Annotated in this window: 17 protein-coding genes and 3 pseudogenes; 5 read left to right on the top strand and 15 right to left on the bottom strand. The window is 48.1% G+C overall.

All coding sequences use genetic code 11. From position 1 onward, the window contains the following. Nucleotides 1–8: 8 nt before the first annotated feature. The 10 genes from phnK to R0134_RS16290 all read right to left on the bottom strand — a co-directional run bounded on the left by phnK (nucleotide 9) and on the right by R0134_RS16290 (nucleotide 10273). The gene (phnK, locus tag R0134_RS16335; RefSeq protein WP_319784423.1) at nucleotides 9–866 is read right to left on the bottom strand and encodes a phosphonate C-P lyase system protein PhnK; all 858 of its coding nucleotides are present in this window, start codon (nucleotides 864–866) and stop codon (nucleotides 9–11) included. Next, on the bottom strand, nucleotides 863–1729 hold the full coding sequence (locus R0134_RS16330; RefSeq protein ID WP_319784422.1) for an alpha-D-ribose 1-methylphosphonate 5-phosphate C-P-lyase PhnJ: 867 nt from the start codon (nucleotides 1727–1729) through the stop codon (nucleotides 863–865). Before R0134_RS16330 ends, phnK begins: the two co-directional genes overlap by 4 nt. Continuing rightward, nucleotides 1726–2826: a carbon-phosphorus lyase complex subunit PhnI gene (locus R0134_RS16325; RefSeq protein WP_319784421.1), complete on the bottom strand. Its 1101-nt coding sequence runs from the start codon at nucleotides 2824–2826 to the stop codon at nucleotides 1726–1728. Before R0134_RS16325 ends, R0134_RS16330 begins: the two co-directional genes overlap by 4 nt. Beyond that, nucleotides 2817–3425, bottom strand: coding sequence for a phosphonate C-P lyase system protein PhnH (phnH, locus tag R0134_RS16320; protein ID WP_319784420.1), 609 nt, complete (start codon nucleotides 3423–3425; stop codon nucleotides 2817–2819). The genes R0134_RS16325 and phnH overlap by 10 nt, the downstream gene beginning before the upstream one ends. After that, nucleotides 3422–3868: a phosphonate C-P lyase system protein PhnG gene (gene phnG / locus R0134_RS16315; RefSeq protein WP_319784419.1), complete on the bottom strand. Its 447-nt coding sequence runs from the start codon at nucleotides 3866–3868 to the stop codon at nucleotides 3422–3424. The genes phnH and phnG overlap by 4 nt, the downstream gene beginning before the upstream one ends. Next, nucleotides 3869–4579, bottom strand: a complete 711-nt coding sequence (gene phnF, locus R0134_RS16310; RefSeq protein WP_319784418.1) for a phosphonate metabolism transcriptional regulator PhnF — start codon at nucleotides 4577–4579, stop codon at nucleotides 3869–3871. 154 nt (nucleotides 4580–4733) lie between these two features. Next, nucleotides 4734–5468, bottom strand: coding sequence for a phosphonate ABC transporter, permease protein PhnE (gene phnE / locus R0134_RS16305; protein WP_319784500.1), 735 nt, complete (start codon nucleotides 5466–5468; stop codon nucleotides 4734–4736). Nucleotides 5469–5572: 104 nt separating this feature from the next. After that, a complete protein-coding gene (phnD, locus tag R0134_RS16300) occupies nucleotides 5573–6562 on the bottom strand; it encodes a phosphonate ABC transporter substrate-binding protein (protein WP_319784417.1) in 990 nt (329 codons plus the stop codon). Then, nucleotides 6559–7407, bottom strand: coding sequence for a phosphonate ABC transporter ATP-binding protein (gene phnC, locus R0134_RS16295; RefSeq protein WP_319784416.1), 849 nt, complete (start codon nucleotides 7405–7407; stop codon nucleotides 6559–6561). The genes phnD and phnC overlap by 4 nt, the downstream gene beginning before the upstream one ends. A gap of 709 nt (nucleotides 7408–8116) precedes the next feature. Continuing rightward, entirely contained in the window at nucleotides 8117–10273 is a 2157-nt protein-coding gene (locus tag R0134_RS16290; RefSeq protein WP_319784415.1) for a heavy metal translocating P-type ATPase, read from the bottom strand. A gap of 149 nt (nucleotides 10274–10422) precedes the next feature. Here R0134_RS16290 and cadR point away from each other — a divergent pair, with 149 nt between their 5' ends. Continuing rightward, a complete protein-coding gene (gene cadR / locus R0134_RS16285) occupies nucleotides 10423–10833 on the top strand; it encodes a Cd(II)/Pb(II)-responsive transcriptional regulator (protein ID WP_319784414.1) in 411 nt (136 codons plus the stop codon). Here the strand turns inward: cadR and R0134_RS16280 are convergent. The 4 genes and pseudogenes from R0134_RS16280 to R0134_RS16265 all read right to left on the bottom strand — a co-directional run. Then, nucleotides 10798–11059 (bottom strand): annotated as a pseudogene (locus R0134_RS16280) (helix-turn-helix domain-containing protein); the annotation flags it as partial. The gene cadR and the pseudogene R0134_RS16280 sit on opposite strands and share 36 nt — an antisense overlap. Nucleotides 11060–11115: 56 nt before the next feature. Further along, entirely contained in the window at nucleotides 11116–11544 is a 429-nt protein-coding gene (locus tag R0134_RS16275; RefSeq protein ID WP_319784413.1) for an H-NS family nucleoid-associated regulatory protein, read from the bottom strand. 681 nt (nucleotides 11545–12225) lie between these two features. Further along, a complete protein-coding gene (locus tag R0134_RS16270) occupies nucleotides 12226–13368 on the bottom strand; it encodes a tyrosine-type recombinase/integrase (protein WP_319784412.1) in 1143 nt (380 codons plus the stop codon). Between the two features lie 835 nt (nucleotides 13369–14203). Further along, entirely contained in the window at nucleotides 14204–15580 is a 1377-nt protein-coding gene (locus tag R0134_RS16265; RefSeq protein WP_319784411.1) for a hypothetical protein, read from the bottom strand. A gap of 364 nt (nucleotides 15581–15944) precedes the next feature. On the opposite strand from R0134_RS16265, the gene R0134_RS16260 reads away from it, so the two are divergent. Then, entirely contained in the window at nucleotides 15945–17087 is a 1143-nt protein-coding gene (locus tag R0134_RS16260; protein ID WP_319784410.1) for an IS4 family transposase, read from the top strand. A 204-nt stretch (nucleotides 17088–17291) separates the two neighbouring features. Here the strand turns inward: R0134_RS16260 and R0134_RS16255 are convergent. Then, nucleotides 17292–17713: pseudogene (locus R0134_RS16255) on the bottom strand (IS5/IS1182 family transposase); the annotation flags it as partial. A 404-nt stretch (nucleotides 17714–18117) separates the two neighbouring features. Between R0134_RS16255 and R0134_RS16555 the strand changes: the two are divergent. The 3 genes and pseudogenes from R0134_RS16555 to R0134_RS16550 all read left to right on the top strand — a co-directional run. Further along, nucleotides 18118–18174, top strand: a pseudogene (locus R0134_RS16555) (hypothetical protein); the annotation flags it as partial. Nucleotides 18175–18241: 67 nt separating this feature from the next. Beyond that, nucleotides 18242–18439 (top strand): DUF4172 domain-containing protein, encoded by a 198-nt coding sequence (locus tag R0134_RS16250; RefSeq protein ID WP_319784409.1) that lies wholly within the window; start codon nucleotides 18242–18244, stop codon nucleotides 18437–18439. A 38-nt stretch (nucleotides 18440–18477) separates the two neighbouring features. Then, nucleotides 18478–18633 carry a TOTE conflict system archaeo-eukaryotic primase domain-containing protein gene (locus R0134_RS16550; RefSeq protein WP_413641469.1) on the top strand — a complete coding sequence of 52 codons (156 nt, stop codon included), beginning with the start codon at nucleotides 18478–18480 and terminating at the stop codon, nucleotides 18631–18633. Nucleotides 18634–18637 lie beyond the last annotated feature (4 nt).

Below are 18637 nucleotides of genomic sequence, written 5' to 3'. Positions count from 1 at the left end.
GAGAGCTCCTAGCTTTGTAGTACGGAAGACACCAATAATTGGGTATAAGGATGCTGCGGATCGTCTAGCACCTGATCGGTGAGTCCCGTCTCCACGACCCGGCTTTGTTTCATCACCATCAACCGGTGGGCCAGCAGTCGCGCCACCGCCAAATCGTGGGTTACGATCACCACCGCTAGCCCCAATTCAGACACCAGCCGACGCAGCAAATCCAGCAGTCGCGCCTGTACCGACACATCCAGTCCGCCGGTGGGTTCGTCCATGAAAATCAGCTTGGGGTGAGTCACCAGGTTGCGCGCAATCTGCAACCGTTGCTGCATACCACCCGAGAAGGTCACCGGCATATCGTCGATACGATCGACGGGTATTTCTACGTCCTGCAGCCACTGCAGTGCCTGTTCGCGAATGTGGCCATAGTGACGCTGCCCCACTGCCATCAGTCGCTCGCCGATATTGCCCCCGGCCGACACTCGGGGTCGTAAGCCGTCGAGTGGATGCTGATGCACCACGCCCCAGTCAGTACGCAACAGCTGACGACGCTGACTTTCCGCCAGCTGATACAGGCTCACCACCTGCTCAAGCTGGCGGCCTGCGTCACCACGCAAATACAGTACTTCGCCTTCGTCCGGTGCCAAGCTGCCAGAAATTGTCTGCAACAATGTGCTTTTTCCGGAGCCAGACTCACCAACGATGCCCAGTACTTCGCCCGGATAGAGATCGAACGACACCTCGGCAAAGCCCTTGCCTGGGGCATAAAGTTTGGTTAGCCGGTGTACCGATAATAATGGCTGTTCTTGATCGGTACTTTCCCGCTTAGCCCGACTCTCGGTGGCAGTTAACGGTGTGGTTGATGCGCAGTGATTCATAGCTGTTTCTCCTGTTGCTGACGGCAATAATCGGTATCGGAGCAGATAAATACGCGGCTGCCCTGATCGTCGGTCACCACTTCATCGAGGAAGCTATGCCTGGATTCGCAGATGGCACAAGGCTCATCCCACTGCTGGATTTCGAAGGGGTGATCTTCGAAGTCGAGGCTCTTAACTGAGGTATAAGGCGGTATGGCATAGATACGTTTTTCACGACCGGCACCAAACAACTGCAACGCCGGCATCATGTCCATCTTGGGATTGTCGTATTTGGGGATTGGTGAGGGATCCATAATATAGCGATCATTAACCAGCACTGGGTAAGCATAAGCGGTAGCGATATGACCGTAACGGGCGATATCTTCGTATAATTTGACGTGCATAATGCCGTACTCTTGCAGTGCGTGCATTTTGCGAGTCTCCGTTTCCCGCGGCTCGATAAAGCGTAACGGCTCCGGAATTGGCACCTGATACACCAAGATCTGATCAGCGCTGAGCGCAGTTTCCGGGATCCGATGTCGGGTTTGGATAAGCGTGGCTTCTGTGGTCACTTCGGTGGTATTTACCTGTGCCACCTGTTGGAAAAACGAGCGAATAGACACCGCGTTGGTGGTGTCATCGGCGCCTTGGTCGATCACCTTAAGAGTGTCGTCGTGACCAATCAGCGCCGCCGTCAGTTGCACACCGCCGGTACCCCAGCCGTAGGGCATCGGCATTTCTCGGCCACCAAAGGGCACTTGATAGCCGGGGATGGCTACCGCTTTCAAGAGTGCTCGGCGGATCATGCGCTTGGTTTGCTCATCCAGATAGGCGTAGTTATAACCTTGATTCTGCTCAGCTCGGTGGGTGTATTGGGTGATCATGCTTGCTCCCCTGTTTGGCTGGCTTGCGGGCCATGGGTTTGTTCATGCTCTCGGCGCAGCTTGCGCAGCAACTCCAGTTCGGCCTGAAAGTCCACGTAGTGCGGCAATTTCAGGTGCGACACAAAACCCGAAGCTTCAACGTTATCTGCATGGGCCAACACAAACTCTTCATCCTGAGCCGGACCGTCCACCTGCTCACCGTACTCCTGCGCCTGCAGTGCTCTGTCTACCAGCGCCATGGACATCGCCTTGCGTTCACCAAAGCCGAACGTCAGGCCATAACCACGAGTAAATACCGGCTTTTGCTGCTTGTCACCGACAAAACCGTTGACCATTTGACACTCGGTCAATTCGATGTCGCCGATATCGATGGCAAAGCCCAGTTCCTCCGGCACTATCTCTAGAGTTACCTCACCACTGCGGATTTCGCCGGCAAAGGGGTGGTTGCGCCCATAGCCCCGCTGAGTGGAGTACCCCAGCGCCAGCAAGAAGCCTTCGTCACCGCGCATCAACTGTTGCAAACGGGCAGAGCGGTCGCAGGGATAAGTGACTGGCGCCATGGTCACATCGGCCGGCGTCTGCCCCTCGTCCGTTTCCTTCGCCATTAACTCAAGCTGTTCGAGAATGCCGGTGACTTGGGGGTAAGTCTGCGATTCACTTACGACCGGTACTGGGCCTGGATGTTCTCCTTCAGCCAGCAGGCTAAAATCCAGCAACCGATGGGTATAGTCATAGGTTGGACCCAACAACTGGCCGCCAGGCAAATCCTTGTAGGTGGCCGAAATACGGCGGGCGATGCGCATCGTCGCGGTATCTATCGGCTCTGTAGTGGCTAACTTCGGCAAAGTGGTGCGATAGGCACGCAACAGAAAAATCGCCTCCACCAAATCTCCGCCAGCCTGCTTAATCGCCAAGGCCGCCAGCTCTTTGTCGTACACGCCCCCTTCAGTCATCACCCTATCTACAGCACCGACCAACTGTTCTGCCACTTGATCCACACTGAGCTCAGGTAGCTCGGTATTGCCACGGCGTTTCTTGGCTTGCAAACGATGCGCGGCGGCAATCGCTTTCTCGCCCCCTTTCACTGCTACATACATGCTGTTATCTCCACTCGAGTTGTGCGCGCAATAGCGATCAATTTTCGATCACATACCAGCATCAGATCGATGCCCTGCGGGGAAGTCGTGTCCCGCTCGCTTAAAAATCGCACCAACGCCTCGGGCACGCGCCCCAAGAAAACACGCCGAGTGCCCTGAATGCCCGGCCCCGACAAGCAGACTTCGACACCCTGCACCAAAGAGTCGGTTTCAATAAATAACGTAGCGCCCTGATCCGGATATTCTTCACTACCCTGCGCCAGAGTTCGCAACAGTGCACCGCATTCGGCCTGATCGGCTAAGGCCAGTACGGCAAAGTCGGCAGCAGCGGCATCTAGCGTTAGCGGGGAGGCCACATGAAATCGAATATTGTCGCGTACGGCTTCATCTTGCTGCAGAGCCGCTGAGAGCCAGAGCTGGGTGCTGCTGTCAGCGAGGGTGAGTAGCGCTTGTACGCAGCCGGCACTCATGGCGCCAAAGCCATCGGCTCTGTCTAGGTCAACTCGGGTGCCCGGCTCCGACATTGCGGTTAGCAAACGCCGAAAACAAAGCTGGCTGTCGTGGACTGTATCCGCAAATGCCGTAGTGATAGTCGTCATTCATCTTCTCCCCGCACCATGGTAAAAAAGTCCACCTTACTGGCGGCTACTTCTTGGCGGCTGCATTCTTCCTGCTCTGCCTTGAGCGCCGCCAACGGGGCAATCAGGCCCCGATCCAATACTTCATGGCCACTGCGGGTTTGCATCATCGCATCCACCAGCGCCGCCAGTTCGGCATGGCGTTTGTTGCGGCCACGCAGATAGCTGTATCCCAGCTCACCGCTGTGCAGTTTGACCACGGCTCGAGTAATGGTGACATCGCCGAGATTGAATTGCCGGCCGGTAGCTCCCATGCGGGCCCGGATCTGTGCCAGTCCGATCTCCGGCGCTCGGATCAATTGATACTCAGGCGTCAGCCGCAGCGCTTGCCAACTGCTTTGAAGCTGGGCAAAGGAGGCGCGGGACAATACCGACATCCATTGTTTTCGTTGTGGTGTATTCATTTAGTGCTCCACGACATATTCAATTAAATCGGAACGAGCCGAGCTCACGGAAAACTCCGCCATTTGTTCCGTACCTTTAAGTTGATGTTTAGTTTTAATACGCATAACGGGCATTGACTTGTTTATCTGTAATAACCGACTTTCTTCACCGGTGGGTATTCTTGCCCCCAAGCGGGTCGATATTCTTTTCAACTCCACATTCAAGTTTAGTTTTAAAAAATCATGCAAAGATCCATACTGAAATTGTTTCAGCACCGACCACCATTGCGGGTCACTAAAATAATGATGAATAATGGAGTGCGGAATATATTCCGTTCTCCGCAAGGTCTGTATGTGAATAATTTTTTGTTGTTGAACCAGTGCCTGATCACCCAGCTGTAACTCGTGTAATAATCTAGAGGTGACCGGCATCAGCCGAGCTCGGATCACTTGGCAACTGGGCGAGGCCCCTTGTTGCACTAAGTTGCCGGTAAAATGAGCGCCATCTTGCAGCTTATAGAGCTGCGGCTGGTGCAACACCATATTGCCCTTGCCTTGATGACGCTGGATAAAACCATTGATAACCAGTTCGTCAATCGCGCGTCGTACCGTGTGCCGATTTACCTGAAAGCGTGCGGCAAGCTGCATTTCCGGCGGAAGATAGTCACCGGCTTTAAAGCACAACTTAATATCTGCTTCCAGTTGCCGATAAATAGCTTGATAGATCCGCATCCCTTCCATCCCTCTCTCTCGGCCGAATTTAATAACAGCTAACAATGCTCATCAAACAAATTAAGTAATTAAGCGTATATCCTTTCGTTATTAGTCAGGACAGCTTAACCCCGTAAATTACTGATGGCTTGTCTAGACAAGCTCAATTAAATAATTAGATATAAAGTTTGCGAATCTTCTGCGAGGCAACATCAAGTAGGCTGACAGTGACAATGACCACCAGCATAATGGCTGCGGTCCGTTCAAACTGAAAACTGCGAATCGCTTCCCACAATAAGACGCCAACCCCACCCGCTCCCACCATGCCCACCACAGTGGCAGAGCGCACATTGGACTCGAAGCGATAGAGCGAATAGGAAATCCACAACGGAATCACCTGAGGTAAGACGCCATAAATAATTTCTTCCATCTTGGTGGCGCCCGTGGCCCGCACCCCCTCGATAGGACCCGGCTCTATGGCCTCAACAGCTTCAGAAAACAGCTTCGCTAATACGCCAGTAGTATGCACAAACAGCGCTAGCACACCGGCAAAGGGACCCAGACCCACAGCGACCACAAACAGCATGGCAAACACCATCTCATTGATAGCCCGCGTCGCATCCATAAGTCGACGCATCGGTTGACAGACCCATTGCGGAAACAAGTTATCGGCGCATAGCAAACCAAAGGGTACTGCCAACACTATCGCCAGTAAGGTGCCCCACAGTGCCACTTGCAACGTGACTAGTGTTTCTTTCAGATACAATTTCCAGTGGGTAAAATCCGGCGGGAAAAAGTCAGCTGCCAGCTCGGCCATATTGCCCGCATCCTCTACCAGCACGGCGGGGTTCATTTCTGCCCCCTGCCAAGCCCACGCCAGTACCAGCGCTACCGCTAGCCATTTGAACATTTGCCCTAGGCGCAAGCCCGGGCCGGGCCGAGTAACGACGTCAGTATTCATTTTTAAAGTCTCCGATAGCCACACAGAGCCGACAGCGCCGGCTCTGTGTAGTATTAGTGGGTCATGGCAGCTAGGGCTGACATCTGACGGTCCAGCGCTGCCAGCTCCATTTTCAGCTGGGCAATATCAGCGGCGGCGGCCTCGTTGTTCTCCAGCTCTTGCAGGTCTTTAAACAGCTGTAGCTGACGGATAGGTAACAACTGCAGATCGCTGGAGGGCGTGAACGAAGCCCACTGCAAGCCGGCCAGAATGTCTTTCTGCTGCGCATTATCGGATTGGCCGTATTTCATGAAGAAGTCGTACACCACCTCTTTAGTCGCAGCCGGTAAATTTTTACGCCAGACAATGGGATCGGCTGGGATCAGCGGTGATTTCCACAACACCTTAATGTCTTTCACTTTTTCACCACTGTGCTGAGCGAAGCGTGCTAAGTTCTCGGTGTTGTTGGTAGCGACATCGACTTGCTTATTTAGCACCGCAAATATATTCACCTCGTGGCTGGCATTGACGGTACGCTTAAACTCCTGAGCGGTAGCCTGGTTCTGGGCCAACACATAATAGGAAGGCACCAGAAAACCAGAAGTAGAGTTAGGGTCGCCATTGCCAAAAATCAGATCCGTGCGCTGCGCCAATACATCTTCAAGGCTGTTGAGCGGGCTATCCTTGTGCGCGATTAATAAGCTCCAGTAACCGGCTTCACCATTAGCCCCCACGGTTTGCGCAAAAACTTCTCCACCAGAACGGTTAACCGCTTCCATCGCCGATTTATTGCCCAGCCAAGCAATATCGACCTTGTTGAAGCGCATGCCCTGAATAATGCCGGCATAATCGGGAGCGAAAAAAGCCTTCACCTCCACGCCCAATTGCTGCTCCATGTCGGCCAAAAAAGGGGCCCAATGCTGTTTAAGGTTTTGTTGGGATTCGGTAGAAATAATCCCGAAGTTGAGAACCGACAGTGGCGCCTCCTCTGCCTGAGCCTGAGTTAACATCAGCGCGGCCAGTAGTGAAGCACCACCGACGAATTTTTTTAAGATACGTCTCATGACGTTTGTCCTTGAATTGAATTAGCGGCAAAAGCAGGTTTGGCCCGCCACGGTCGGGTGGCCGGTTGTGCGACCAGAGGAGTGCTCGGTGTCTGGGTGTAAAGCGATGCCAGGGCCTGCTTGGTAATGTCGGTGGCCGCGCCCTGATAGAAAACGCTTCCTTCGCGCAAGGCAACCAACTGATGACAGTACTTCAGGGCATAGTCCACTTGATGAAGGGTAACGATCACGGGGATGCCTTCCCGCTCATTAATGTCTTTTAGTAGCTCCATCACGGTTCGTGCCGATTCAGGATCGAGCGATGCTATGGGTTCGTCGGCAAAGATAATGCGTGCTTTTTGCATCAGCGAACGGGCGATGGCCACACGCTGCTGTTGACCGCCAGATAGGGTAGACACGCGTTGAACAGCAAATTCCGCCATACCAACCCGTTCCAACGCCGCCATAGCTTGTTGCTGCTGGGCGCGGGTAAAGCAACCGGTCAGGGTACGCCATTTGGAAGTAGAGCTGAGCGCACCAATCAGCACATTGGTCAGCACACTCAGACGATTCACCAGATTAAATTGTTGGAAAATATACCCCGCCCGAGCCCGACAACGACGCACCTCTGACGTAGCCTTGCCTTGGGATTGCACTACTTCGCCCATGACTCGGATTTCGCTTTCGGGGTGACAATCAGAAAACACTAAGCCACTCAGATGACGCAACAAAGTAGACTTCCCTGAGCCAGATGGTCCCAGTAGCGCGGTCATCCCCGAATGGGTAATTTCTAGGCTGATATCTTTCAGCGCTCTTTTATTATCAAAGGTCTTACTCAGACGCTTTATCTCAATGATCTTGTTCATTGCTAGCAGCCTCACGATAGGTTCGTGAGCCATACTGGCGGCCGAAGATGACCGTTTTATTGAATAATTAAGTCAAACAAAAGTAGGTCCGTGACTGTTGTAGTAGCAGAATTCAACTTAAATCATTGTCTTATAAAGCATTGCTAAAGATAGCGGCATGATAATGATCACTTGTATAGACAGGTCTTTCATAAAAGCTTCATCTTGCGGAGTGTTGCATCTCAGTCAGGGGATAACGAGACCGCAGTAGCGGTAAATGGGGAGGGAGGGTAGGAAAGTATCCACGGCTGCATGGATTTTTCTTATCAGTCCACCTCTGGATTTTCTCATGACTTCGGCGTCTGCACTGTTTTTTGCTGCCCTGTGCTGATGAATACGGACTATGCTGCCGTCGACCATGAGTTGTTCAAATCAGCCTCTTCTGATAACGATTCCATTATCTTAAGCCAGACTCCTTTGTGCGACCAACGGCTATAACGAACGCAAACACGATGCCAATGACCATAAACATCGGATAAAGCCCGCCAAGGATTTCATTGCAAAGGGGCGATATCAACTCTGCTGTGCGATGAAAAAATAGTTTTAAATTGTAAGTTGCAGGCTTACCTTGAGTACGGCATCGCTGCCATTGGCAGTAATCGCACTGTTTAAACAAATACCGCCCATTAAAGATGACGACGACATCGACCACTTGGGTTTGTGCGATTTGTTAGGAATGGTTGTTGTTACGCTTACCCTTAAAACGCAATAAGCGTAAAGCATTCAGCGTAACCAGCGCCGTTGCGCCGGTATCGGCCAGCACTGCGAACCACAGGCCGGTGATGCCCAGCACCGTGGTGATCAGGAACACCCCTTTCAGACCCAGCGCGAAAATCACGTTCTGATGGATGTTGGCCATGGTTGCACGCGAGAGCGCAACGAGGTGAGCCACATCAGTAACACTGTTTTTCAGTAGCGCAGCGTCGGCGGTTTCGATGGCCACATCGGTACCCCCACCCATAGCGATACCCACATCTGCGGTTGCCAGTGCCGGTGCGTCGTTGATGCCATCACCAACCATGGCGATCTTGGCGTTGAGCTTCATTTCGTTGATCAGGCGCAGCTTATCCTCGGGTAGCAGTTCAGCTTCCCATTCCACACCCAAATAGCCAGCGATGGCCTGAGCGGTGCGATGGTTGTCGCCGGTAAGCATGACGGAGCGCACGCCCATGGTCTTGAGCTGGGCTACGGCTGCTTGTGCATCAGCTCTCGGTTCATCCCGTAAAGCTACCAATCCAAGTGCTTCATGGCTCTGTTCATCGAACAGCACTGACACCGTCTTACCGTCACGTTGTAGCGCCTCGATTTGGCTCTGCTGCGTGGACGACAGTGTTGCGACTTGAGCCGCGTAGACCGGTGAGCCGATGGCTAGAGCGCGTCCAGCCACGGTTGCATGCACGGCTTTACCGGCGGTGGCATAGGCATTTGACGCGACGGGGATGAGGAGATTGGCCGCTTCGGCATGCCCGACAATGGCTTTGGCAAGCGGGTGATTGGAGCCGGATTCCACGCTGGCAAAAAGTGCCAGTACTTCTTCGTCGCTTTGTTTGGTAAAAGGCTGTGCAAAAGCCACTACGTCGGTAACACGCGGCTTGCCCTCGGTCAGAGTGCCGGTTTTGTCGAAAGCGATGGTCTTTACCTGGCCAATGGTTTCCAGAGCGCTGCCGCCTTTTATGAGTAATCCACGGCGGGTGCCTGCCGCCAGTCCCGAAGCAATCGCTGCCGGAGTGGATAGAACCAGTGCGCAGGGACAGGCAATCAGCAATAGCGCCAACCCGCGATATAGCCAAATCGCCCAATCACCGCCCATTATCAGTGGTGGCAGGATAACGACCAATGCGGCAAGCGCCATCACCGCTGGAGTGTAGTAACGGCTGAATCGCTCAATGAAGCGGGCGGTGGGTGCTTTGGATACCTGCGCCTGTTCCACCAGTTGAATAATGCGCGCAATGGTGTTGTCGGCGGCAGTTTTTTCTACGCGGACTTCAAGTACCCCGTCGACGTTGATCGAACCGGCGAATACCGTGTCGCCCGTGGTCTTGGCACAGGGGATGGACTCGCCCGTAACGGGGGATTCATCGAGGCTGGACGAACCATGAATAATCACACCATCGGCGGACACTCGGTCACCTGGGCGCACCAGCACACGGTCATTCACCCGCAGCGAGGCTGCAGCAACCTCGCGCTGCCCGCCTTGGGCATCGAGAAGCACTGCTGTTTTCGGAACCAGTGACGCCAGAGCTCTGATACCGGCGCGGGCCCGATCGGCCGCCACACTCTCCAATAACTCACCGATCGAGAACAGGAAAACTACGGCTGCCGCCTCTTCGGCCTCACCGATGAACAGCGCTCCCAATGCGGCTACGGACATCAGCGTTTCGATTGAGAAGGGCGAGCCAGACATGCCCAACGCAAATGCTTTGCGGGCAAATGGAAGCACACCGACAACCACGGCTGCAGCAAATAACCAGGTTCCGTAAGCGGGAAAAAACAGAGCCAGCACGTAGGCGGCCGCCATCAGCATACCCAGACCGGCGACTTGTTTACCCTTACGGGTTTGCCACCAGCGCTGCACGGTCGGCGGATTGTCGGTATCGCTATGCGACGGCGTCTGCTGATTGTTACGGGCGGATATGCCAAAACCAAGGCGCTTGATGGTTTTTTCAACATCACCAGCCTGAGTGGCCCCCTCGGGTGACAACGACAGTGTCAGGCTTCCAGTGGCAAAGTTCAGTTGGACATCAGAAACGCCGGGCATGCGCGCCAGAGCGGTCTCAATCTTGCCGATGCAACTCGCGCAGTCCATGCCTTCGATATGATATTGCATGAGGTTTCTCCTATGAATAGAAATCATGGATGCATCATGAACCCTCTAGCCGCTTCAGAGTCAAGCTGTCCAACGCCTTATTTAATAAGATTGATTTTATAGCACTAAAGCCTATAGTTACTTTAAGGTTTTAAGCTATGGAGGCCATCATGCCAATCAAGATAGGCGCACTCGCCAAGCACACAGCAACCACAGTGGAAACCATTCGTTACTATGAAAAAGAAGGGTTATTACCAGAGCCTGCCCGCAGCGAAGGTAATTATCGTTTGTATAACGAGGAGCATATTGAGCGCCTGCAGTTTATTCGCCATTGCCGTGCGCTCGATATGACCCTAGAGGAAGTGCGTATCTTGCTGCAGTTCAGAGATATGCCTTACGAAGACTGCGGCAGCGTAAATGCGCTGCTGGATGAACATATCCGCGCTGTAGAAGTACGTATGGAAGAGCTAACGCATTTAAAGCAGCACCTGACGGTTTTGCGCCAGAAGTGCTCGAATCCAGCACTCACTGCGTCGTGCGGAATTTTACGCGCCCTTGGTGATCGTTCTTGTCACGCTTAAAGCACCGTTTTCACAAAAGGTGCGACAGTAGTGTGAAGTTGAGATATTTAGTTGAGCCGAAAAGTGCTGGCGCAATGACGGCGCTGTGCCAAAACCGACTTCTGCGCTGATACGTTCAATCGATAAGTCGGTCGTTTCCAGCAAACGCTGAGCTCTGGCGACCCGCTCAGCGTTCAACCACCTTTACCCGTCTATCCCGAAGGCGTCGGGTAAAGGTGCGGCGGCTAGTTTAGGCCTCTCCCGCAAAGGTATCGACTGATAGTTTTTTATAAACATCACTACTTATTTTTGTATTAAAAAGCCTTCCAGACTTTGCCCACTCTGTATTGCTTGAGCGATTGCCTTGGGGGTTCGTCCCTGCCCAGTCCAGTAGGCTACTGTATTGTCTTCTCGCGTGTATTCATACTTAGGCTCCTTCTTAACTTTGGGTAATCTATCTTTTCTTTCTACACCCTTGGCTTGAGTGGCGCCGAGTAAATCCTCGACATCAATGCCATCTTTTTTCATCATTTCGATATAGGTTTTTAGTTTTTCGTTCCGCTCTTGTTCCTGCTGGCGCTCTTTTTCTAGTGTAGCAATACGCTCAACACTGGCATCTTGTAGATTCGATATAATCTGCTCAATCTGCTCAAAACTAAGCTCACGAACAAAAGCGTTAACGCGGCGCTTGCTGGATAAAATTTTAATGACTTCTAGGTAGTTTTCGTTCATTTATTAGACCTTGCTGTTTGTATATTTACTGTTGATTACCTTAGTAATACCCTCATTTTAATAGCAGATCGCGTCATGTTAGTCGCACAACCTAAATTTGCACTAACCCCCGAAATCAGCTGAGACCGTATTGTGCCTAGAGATAGGGCATTTTCTAAGTTACGCAGTACCACAGTAGAGTTTCGTCATTTCTTGCTACTATTGCTCTCAAACTCAGGTGTGGCGCGGTTCATATGAGGGGATTGGTAAGGTTGATTACATGTTATTACACTTCATCCGACATTCCGCACCTAATTTCTAGATTTAAAATTGAGATTTACATCACAATTTTTTCGCTAGGTACAGAATTTAGATGACACTTAAAGTGGCGTCATCTAACAATATCCGGTTACACTGTTTTTTATCCCGAATAGGGGAGCTAAAGAGCATGCTCTACGATCCCACAACTCGATTTTATACTCTGATTTCAAAACAGCCACTTTCCTCATCTTCTGCAAATGTGTGGGCATTTTCGTCGAAAATAAACATTAAAACCGGTGCGGAATGTCGGTTATATCCTCAAGTTCAGATAATACCCGTCCAGAAGCCATTGGTGTTACTTAGGGAAGGGTTACACTGAGCAATTATTGACCTAACATGTGACCCTTGTCGTTAATTTACAGCACCCTACCCGCTAAACTCCTATGAACTTAGAGCTTGGCGCATCCTAAACATTGCCCCTTCCTGTGCCATGATATTTCTGCAATAACGCAGCACCATGACTTCACTTTTCCATCGGCCGGACTGCATGATACCGGGTATGCTGTAACCAGCAGCGAGTAAATCTTGAGCCGCTCCGACTCTGCATGAGTGACCGCTAAATGCGGTTTTATTTCGCAATGCCGGCCGGTGTGGATACACAATGTCCCAAGCTTCACTAAATATGCAATCAATAGCCTGGCTCGATAGCGGTGTATCAGCTCTTTTTTGTAATTTACCATAACGCGTCAAGGGGCGCAGTAAGTGGCCATCACTGCCCCATTCAATATCATTTATATACAGATAATCGGCGATCATGTTCATAACGTCAGCAGTAATGGGAGCAACTTCCGGCTCGCCACTGTTATTGGTCTTCGTCCATGGAATCGTTATCACCCCACTTCCATCGGCCATGACCTCGATATCACCCACCTTGATCCGTGCTAGTTCTGACTTTCGAGTTAGGGTTTCATAAGCTAAATTAAGTGCGAGCAAGTTACGCTGCGCTTTCACTGTGTCAGTCCCACCCCAGTATTTTTGCAGTAAATCCAACTCCGCTTGGCGTAACGGTGTCGCCTGTTTAATGGCCTCCCCACTCTCCACTTTCTTACGACGTACGGCTTTCATGCTGTCTTTCACAGCCACGGTCGCGGTGGGATCATTACAACCGGCTTTAAGGTGTACCGTTCGTATCGCCCATAACAGTTGGCCCAATGAGTTACGGTGCATGAGTTCAGACATGGCCAAGGCGTACTTTTCGACTGTCTTGGCGGTTGCCGGTAGGGTTGGTAATTTTTGTTCATTGCCCCATCGAGTGAACTTGTCCCAGCCATATTGGAGTTGACGCCAGCTATTTGCCGAATACTGGTCTTTGCGGGTTTCAAAGTCAGCCAGAAAGCGTGAGAACAAACTTTGTACTCGAGGATCTTGTTCAAGGTGGATGCCGGCCGTTTTTGCTTGCTGCAGCAGCGCTGCTAAATCTTCGGGCCCAAAATCTTCCTGTTCAACCAAATGTTCGATGCGCTGACTTAACGCGGTACCGATATTCACATATTGAGAAATATCTACTAATTGAGTCTCATTCATTAACCCCCCTTACCAATAATAATGATTCTTATAAGGTGATAATAACACTTATACTCCATTGAGAATTTATATTATAAATATTAACGTTAAAAGTCGTGTAGGTTGCAAACCCTAGTCGTGCTACCTACACACCTATCACCATCTCTGCTACTTAATTGCAACATCGATCTCGGTGTGCATTGCACACATTTAGTATTTGGTTCCTCAGTAACCCTCTCATTTTAATAGCAAATCGCGTCATGTTAGCCGCATAATCTAAATGTGCACTAACCTCCGAAATCAGCTGAGGCTGCATTGTGCTTAAGGAGAGAGCATTTTCTAGGTTACGCAGTACCACAGTAGAGTTCCGTAATTTCTTACTACTGTTGCTCTCAAACTCAGGTATGGCGCGGTCCATATGAGGGGTTTGGTAAGGTTTGTTACTTATTAAATAATTTAATACTATATTACTTAAAATTATAATTAATACCTAGCTTTAACATCATTATTATCAATCAAAACACATACTCCATAGCAACACCAAAAATTTATAATCTATCTAATAGATACTAATAATTATAGCTTGATGTTATGGTCAGCGCTAAGTTTACAATATAGATAAATGTATTTTTAGCACCTTTTAATTAGATAATTAAAAACCATCAGAACAATTAAATTTAAAACTAAAACTTTACACTTCAATAAGTCTATATGAAAACACTTATTTAGCTAAATTTAAAAATGTTACTCTCCCAATGACACGCTTGCACTAACATATGTAAAAGTATTAAACAATACACTACCAACAGCACACATGATATACTATGTGTGCTGTTGCATATATAAATAAAAAGCGTCAGTCACTATAATTAAACACACTAACCCCTCTACATTCACTACAGATAACTTCTATATTTACACTTGTCATATTTACATTAACACTATGGGACTGACACAGAACACAGAGTATTTCTTTACTAACTATACGGTCCAAAGTGTTATTTCTTTTATTTAAATTTACATTTGCGTACTTACCTGGGGATCTATTAAGTCTTGCGCTTTTATCGCAAAGAAACAAATCAAAAAAAACCTCACCTACATATGAGTTTGGCAATAAAACATTATCATCATATTGGTATGCATTCCAATCGCCACTAAGAGCCCTCTTTTCTAGCCGCAACATTTCAGCCAATATTATGTTTTCATTGTTAAGCACTTGCTTGTACTGACATAAATGAGAATTTATTACAGCTTTGTTGGCAAAATGGCATATCTCACTAACGGAAAAGTTCTTTAAAAATTGTAGAATAGTTTCTTTAAGTATTTCGTCTTCCACAAAGTTAATGTTAAACATACTAGTTAATGACAAAATATAACCAATTACATCTCTTTGGGCTAAAGAAAAAAACAGATCTATTGTCCCATCTTCTAATGTATTGTTATATCCATTTCTTAACTCTTGATGCAATATCTTTATAGCGTTACTTATAGTGTCTCGCTCAATTCCATTCTGTGTTGTATTTAAAAGCCATTTGATATCTTTGATATCAAATTTATTACCGTACTTATTGCCATTAAAGAATATTATCAATGAGTTTGGTTCGTATATCAATGCTCCACATGAAACCAAGGTGTCAATTAACTTAACACTCAAATCGTCCGAGGAAGTGAGCAGATTATCCTTAGAATATCCTCTTGATGATGTTATTAAGGATGAATTATTATTAGTTTGCATTCTTAGCAACGAAAGCAAAAATATTTTATCAAACAATGTTATATCTTCATAACTTAATAAAGGATTTACTTTGGAATTAAAGCCATCTAAAACTTCAGATTCAATTAACTTTTCAAAATTAAGTCTGTTACTAGCACTTAAATTTAGGCAGTTATCACATTCGCAATCTTCAGGTTTGATGTTAAAGTTTTTAGGGTAAATGTTATGGCTACATTTACCACATTCAATACTTGCTAATTTTATACTTAACTTATCAAACCCTCTTGTCTGTCTACTTTTTTGCATGGGGATACTGCAATAAGGACATAAAGTGTCATCGAGAGTAATTTTAGGCAACACTGAAATCAATTTCCCTGGATGTATGTTTAAATTATAATCTTTAACTAAAGAGGAGGTTTCTTCACCATTGAGGTACCTTTCATATAAGTGTTCAATATCATAATCTGATAACTTTTTAAGTTCACATTCCGTTGTAACATTTATTAAATTTACGCTCATAGTTAAACCTTAGTGTATTAAAAGTGTTATGAATGATTTTTATCTATAACAATACAAAAAAACAAGTACCACATTAAACTAGGCTACTATACGCATCTAAGCAAAGATATTATTTGATTGTTTCACTCTGTTTTCTTGATGATTATACTATTGATGGATTCAGAAATACGGACTTAACAGCGCTCTCTGGTAACCAGAAATAGATGCAAATAAAAATGCGATTATTGGCACTTGCTCATCCTCAAAACAGAAGCTATTCATAATAGGTTTAGTTACTTAGCCATCCCTTCATAAGAACTAGAGCTGGCGTGGCTTCGCAGGTAAAATACCTATCTTGATACCAAACTTGACGACACGGCAGCCTATGATTACCCGCGATACTATATCCGAACACCTCGATGACATCTTTGGCCAAGATATGCATGCGAAGCGGGTTCTCTCATTAGCTAATGCGACTCAAGGTGTTATTGAATCTAGCTCGTTAGCCATTCATGCAATCGGTAATGGTCTCGCACAAGCAAATGGGTTAGAGCGTAAATATGCCATCAAACAAGTTGACCGTTTATTGAGTAATAGCAAACTCGATGTGTGGTCATTGTTCGATGATTGGGTGCCTTATGTGGTGGCTGAACGTAAAGAAATCGTGGTCTCCATGGACTGGACTGAGTTCGATGCCGATGACCATAGCAGCATCGTTATCAGCATGCAGACTAACCATGGTCGCAACACGCCACTGCTCTGGAAAACCCACCAGAAATCACAGCTAAAAGGTCAACGTAATGCCCATGAAGATGAGCTGTTGCTGAAGCTAAAAAATAGCATGCCAGACGATGTTTCTGTTACCGTCGTTGCCGACCGCGGTTTTGGAGACACGGCGTTGTTCGCCCTACTGGAAGATGCGTTAGGATTCAGCTATCTCATTCGTTTTAAAGGAAATATTCTACTCTGCCCTATCGGCGAAAAGCTAACCCCAGCGAAGCAGTGGCTCACACCGAGTGGCCGTGTTCGGACACTGAAAGACATAGAGCTGACCACTCACCGCCAACCGGTTGCGCGGGTATTTTGCTGTAAGAAAGCAGGTATGAAAGAAGCGTGGTTTTTAGCCAGTAATCGCCGAGACCTAAGTGCTGCAAATGCCCTCAAACTCTATGGTAAACGCTGGGGAATTGAGTGCAGCTTTCGTGACATAAAGGACTATAAGTTCGGCATGGGAATGTCCGACACGCACATTAAGTCAACCACGCGACGCGACCGTTTATTCTTGTTCAGCGCCTTAGCGATTGTGCTGCTGACTCTCTTGGGTAAGGCTGGTGATGCCGCTGGATTGGAGAAGACAATAAAAGCCAATACCGGCAAAACTCGCACCTACTCTTTCTTTCGGCAAGGGTGCATTTATTATCAAATGCTGCCGAAGATGAAAGAGGATAATGCCATCAAGCTAATGAAAAAATTCTCTTATTACTTGTCTCAACATCGATTATACAAGCGGATCTTCGAGGTTATTTAAGCAATAAAAATGAGAGGACCTCTAAGGTTTAGTTAATAAGCTATATGGTCGTTGTTTCCTAAATCAGAGCAGACGTAGCAATTCCCATAAGACCTATGGTCATTAACTGAGGTGCTGGCGAACCGGTATACCCTGCAGGGCTAACGCATGATTTTTGTTATATTCTTTTAAATCAATGGTTTGTGTAAATATTCTCGTATTGTATTATTTTATAAGTACTTGATTATAAAGAATATTGTAGCCTTCATGCGTTTTCCCTGACATACCCAGTCCGATGATTTTGTTCATGACCTTTACTCCGGCTAATATTTCGCTCACTTGGCCGTTGTATTTACGCAAGCTTAAGGTCGGACTAAGCTGTTTATATCGAGACATGGCGGTCTCTGAGAATGAACGCTTATGGTAATCAGATCGTGTTTTCCACTCATCCAAGTTACCCGATTTAAGCGCAACAACCGCTTCATTTCTAGGATGACCTTCCTCTCAGTGCTTGGCATTTCTATGCGGTGGGATGGTAGCCATACTGCCTTTTTTGAACAGTAATTGATGGCAGCATACGCACCACCAGCAGACACTTGGTGTATCCGACGGCGTCTAAGTGGGCTGAGTAACGTAGGTAGTACTTTCTAGGCTCACTTGGGCAGCAATATTTCCTGGGGTTGAGGGGTTGCTTGTGACAGATTTTCTAGTGCACTTGCACTGTAACTATTCAGTTTGTTTTTAGAAAATAAATACATATAAAACAAACAGTCAAATTTTTAACGCTATAGGAAATACTGAATTCGACTCATTTTCATACATTACGGAACGCAAAAAACACAATATGTAGTGTTTTTTTATCTCCTAACCACTATGGGTATATGCTGAATAGTTACGTGTACTTAAGACAAAATTTGAATGTTGGCATAACAAACTATAACGGCAGCGGATAAATTTCGGGCTCAAGAAGTGGAGATATCGCTTGAGCCGATTAAATACCATATTCGGCTCATGGTTTGTTTAGTAACGGTTAAGCATGACTTAAACTTGGATCTGGCAGCAGTCACACTGGCCTTCATTTACTTGGAATGAAGACCTTATCGCACCCCGCCTACGTAATGTGCGCCTTAAATCTGGCGTACTAATCGGCAAAGCGTTAGCCACACGCACAGGCTTTGGATACGCTACTGCAAAGCATTGTGGCTTCTTCTGCCATCGAAAACGACACCCTGAATGTACAGTCACTACGTTCTTCGCTGACTCGGCGGTTACAGGTAACCGAGGAACACCCTTATCCAGTTTCTGAGCGCTCCGAAGGGCTGATAGCCATGATGGTGGAGCGATCCAAAATCATCAGCAGCCTCTGTCGCTAGAGCGACTACTGCAATAGCATGTTTGGTTATTTCCTGACTTGCTGGATAATCGCAGCCATCTGTTAGCAGTCGATTTTGGCAAGGCTGATTGGGCTACGGATGTAAAAACGTTAGCTCAAGCCTGCCGCCAAGAAGAGGTTCCCTATGCTCTGGAGATCTCCCGCTCGGGGCCTAAACAGGTGTGGATGCTGTGACGCT

Source organism: Oceanisphaera sp. IT1-181 (assembly GCF_033807535.1).
In the GTDB taxonomy this organism is placed as follows: Bacteria; Pseudomonadota; Gammaproteobacteria; order Enterobacterales; family Aeromonadaceae; genus Oceanimonas.
This window is presented reverse-complemented; position numbering and strand designations above follow the sequence as displayed.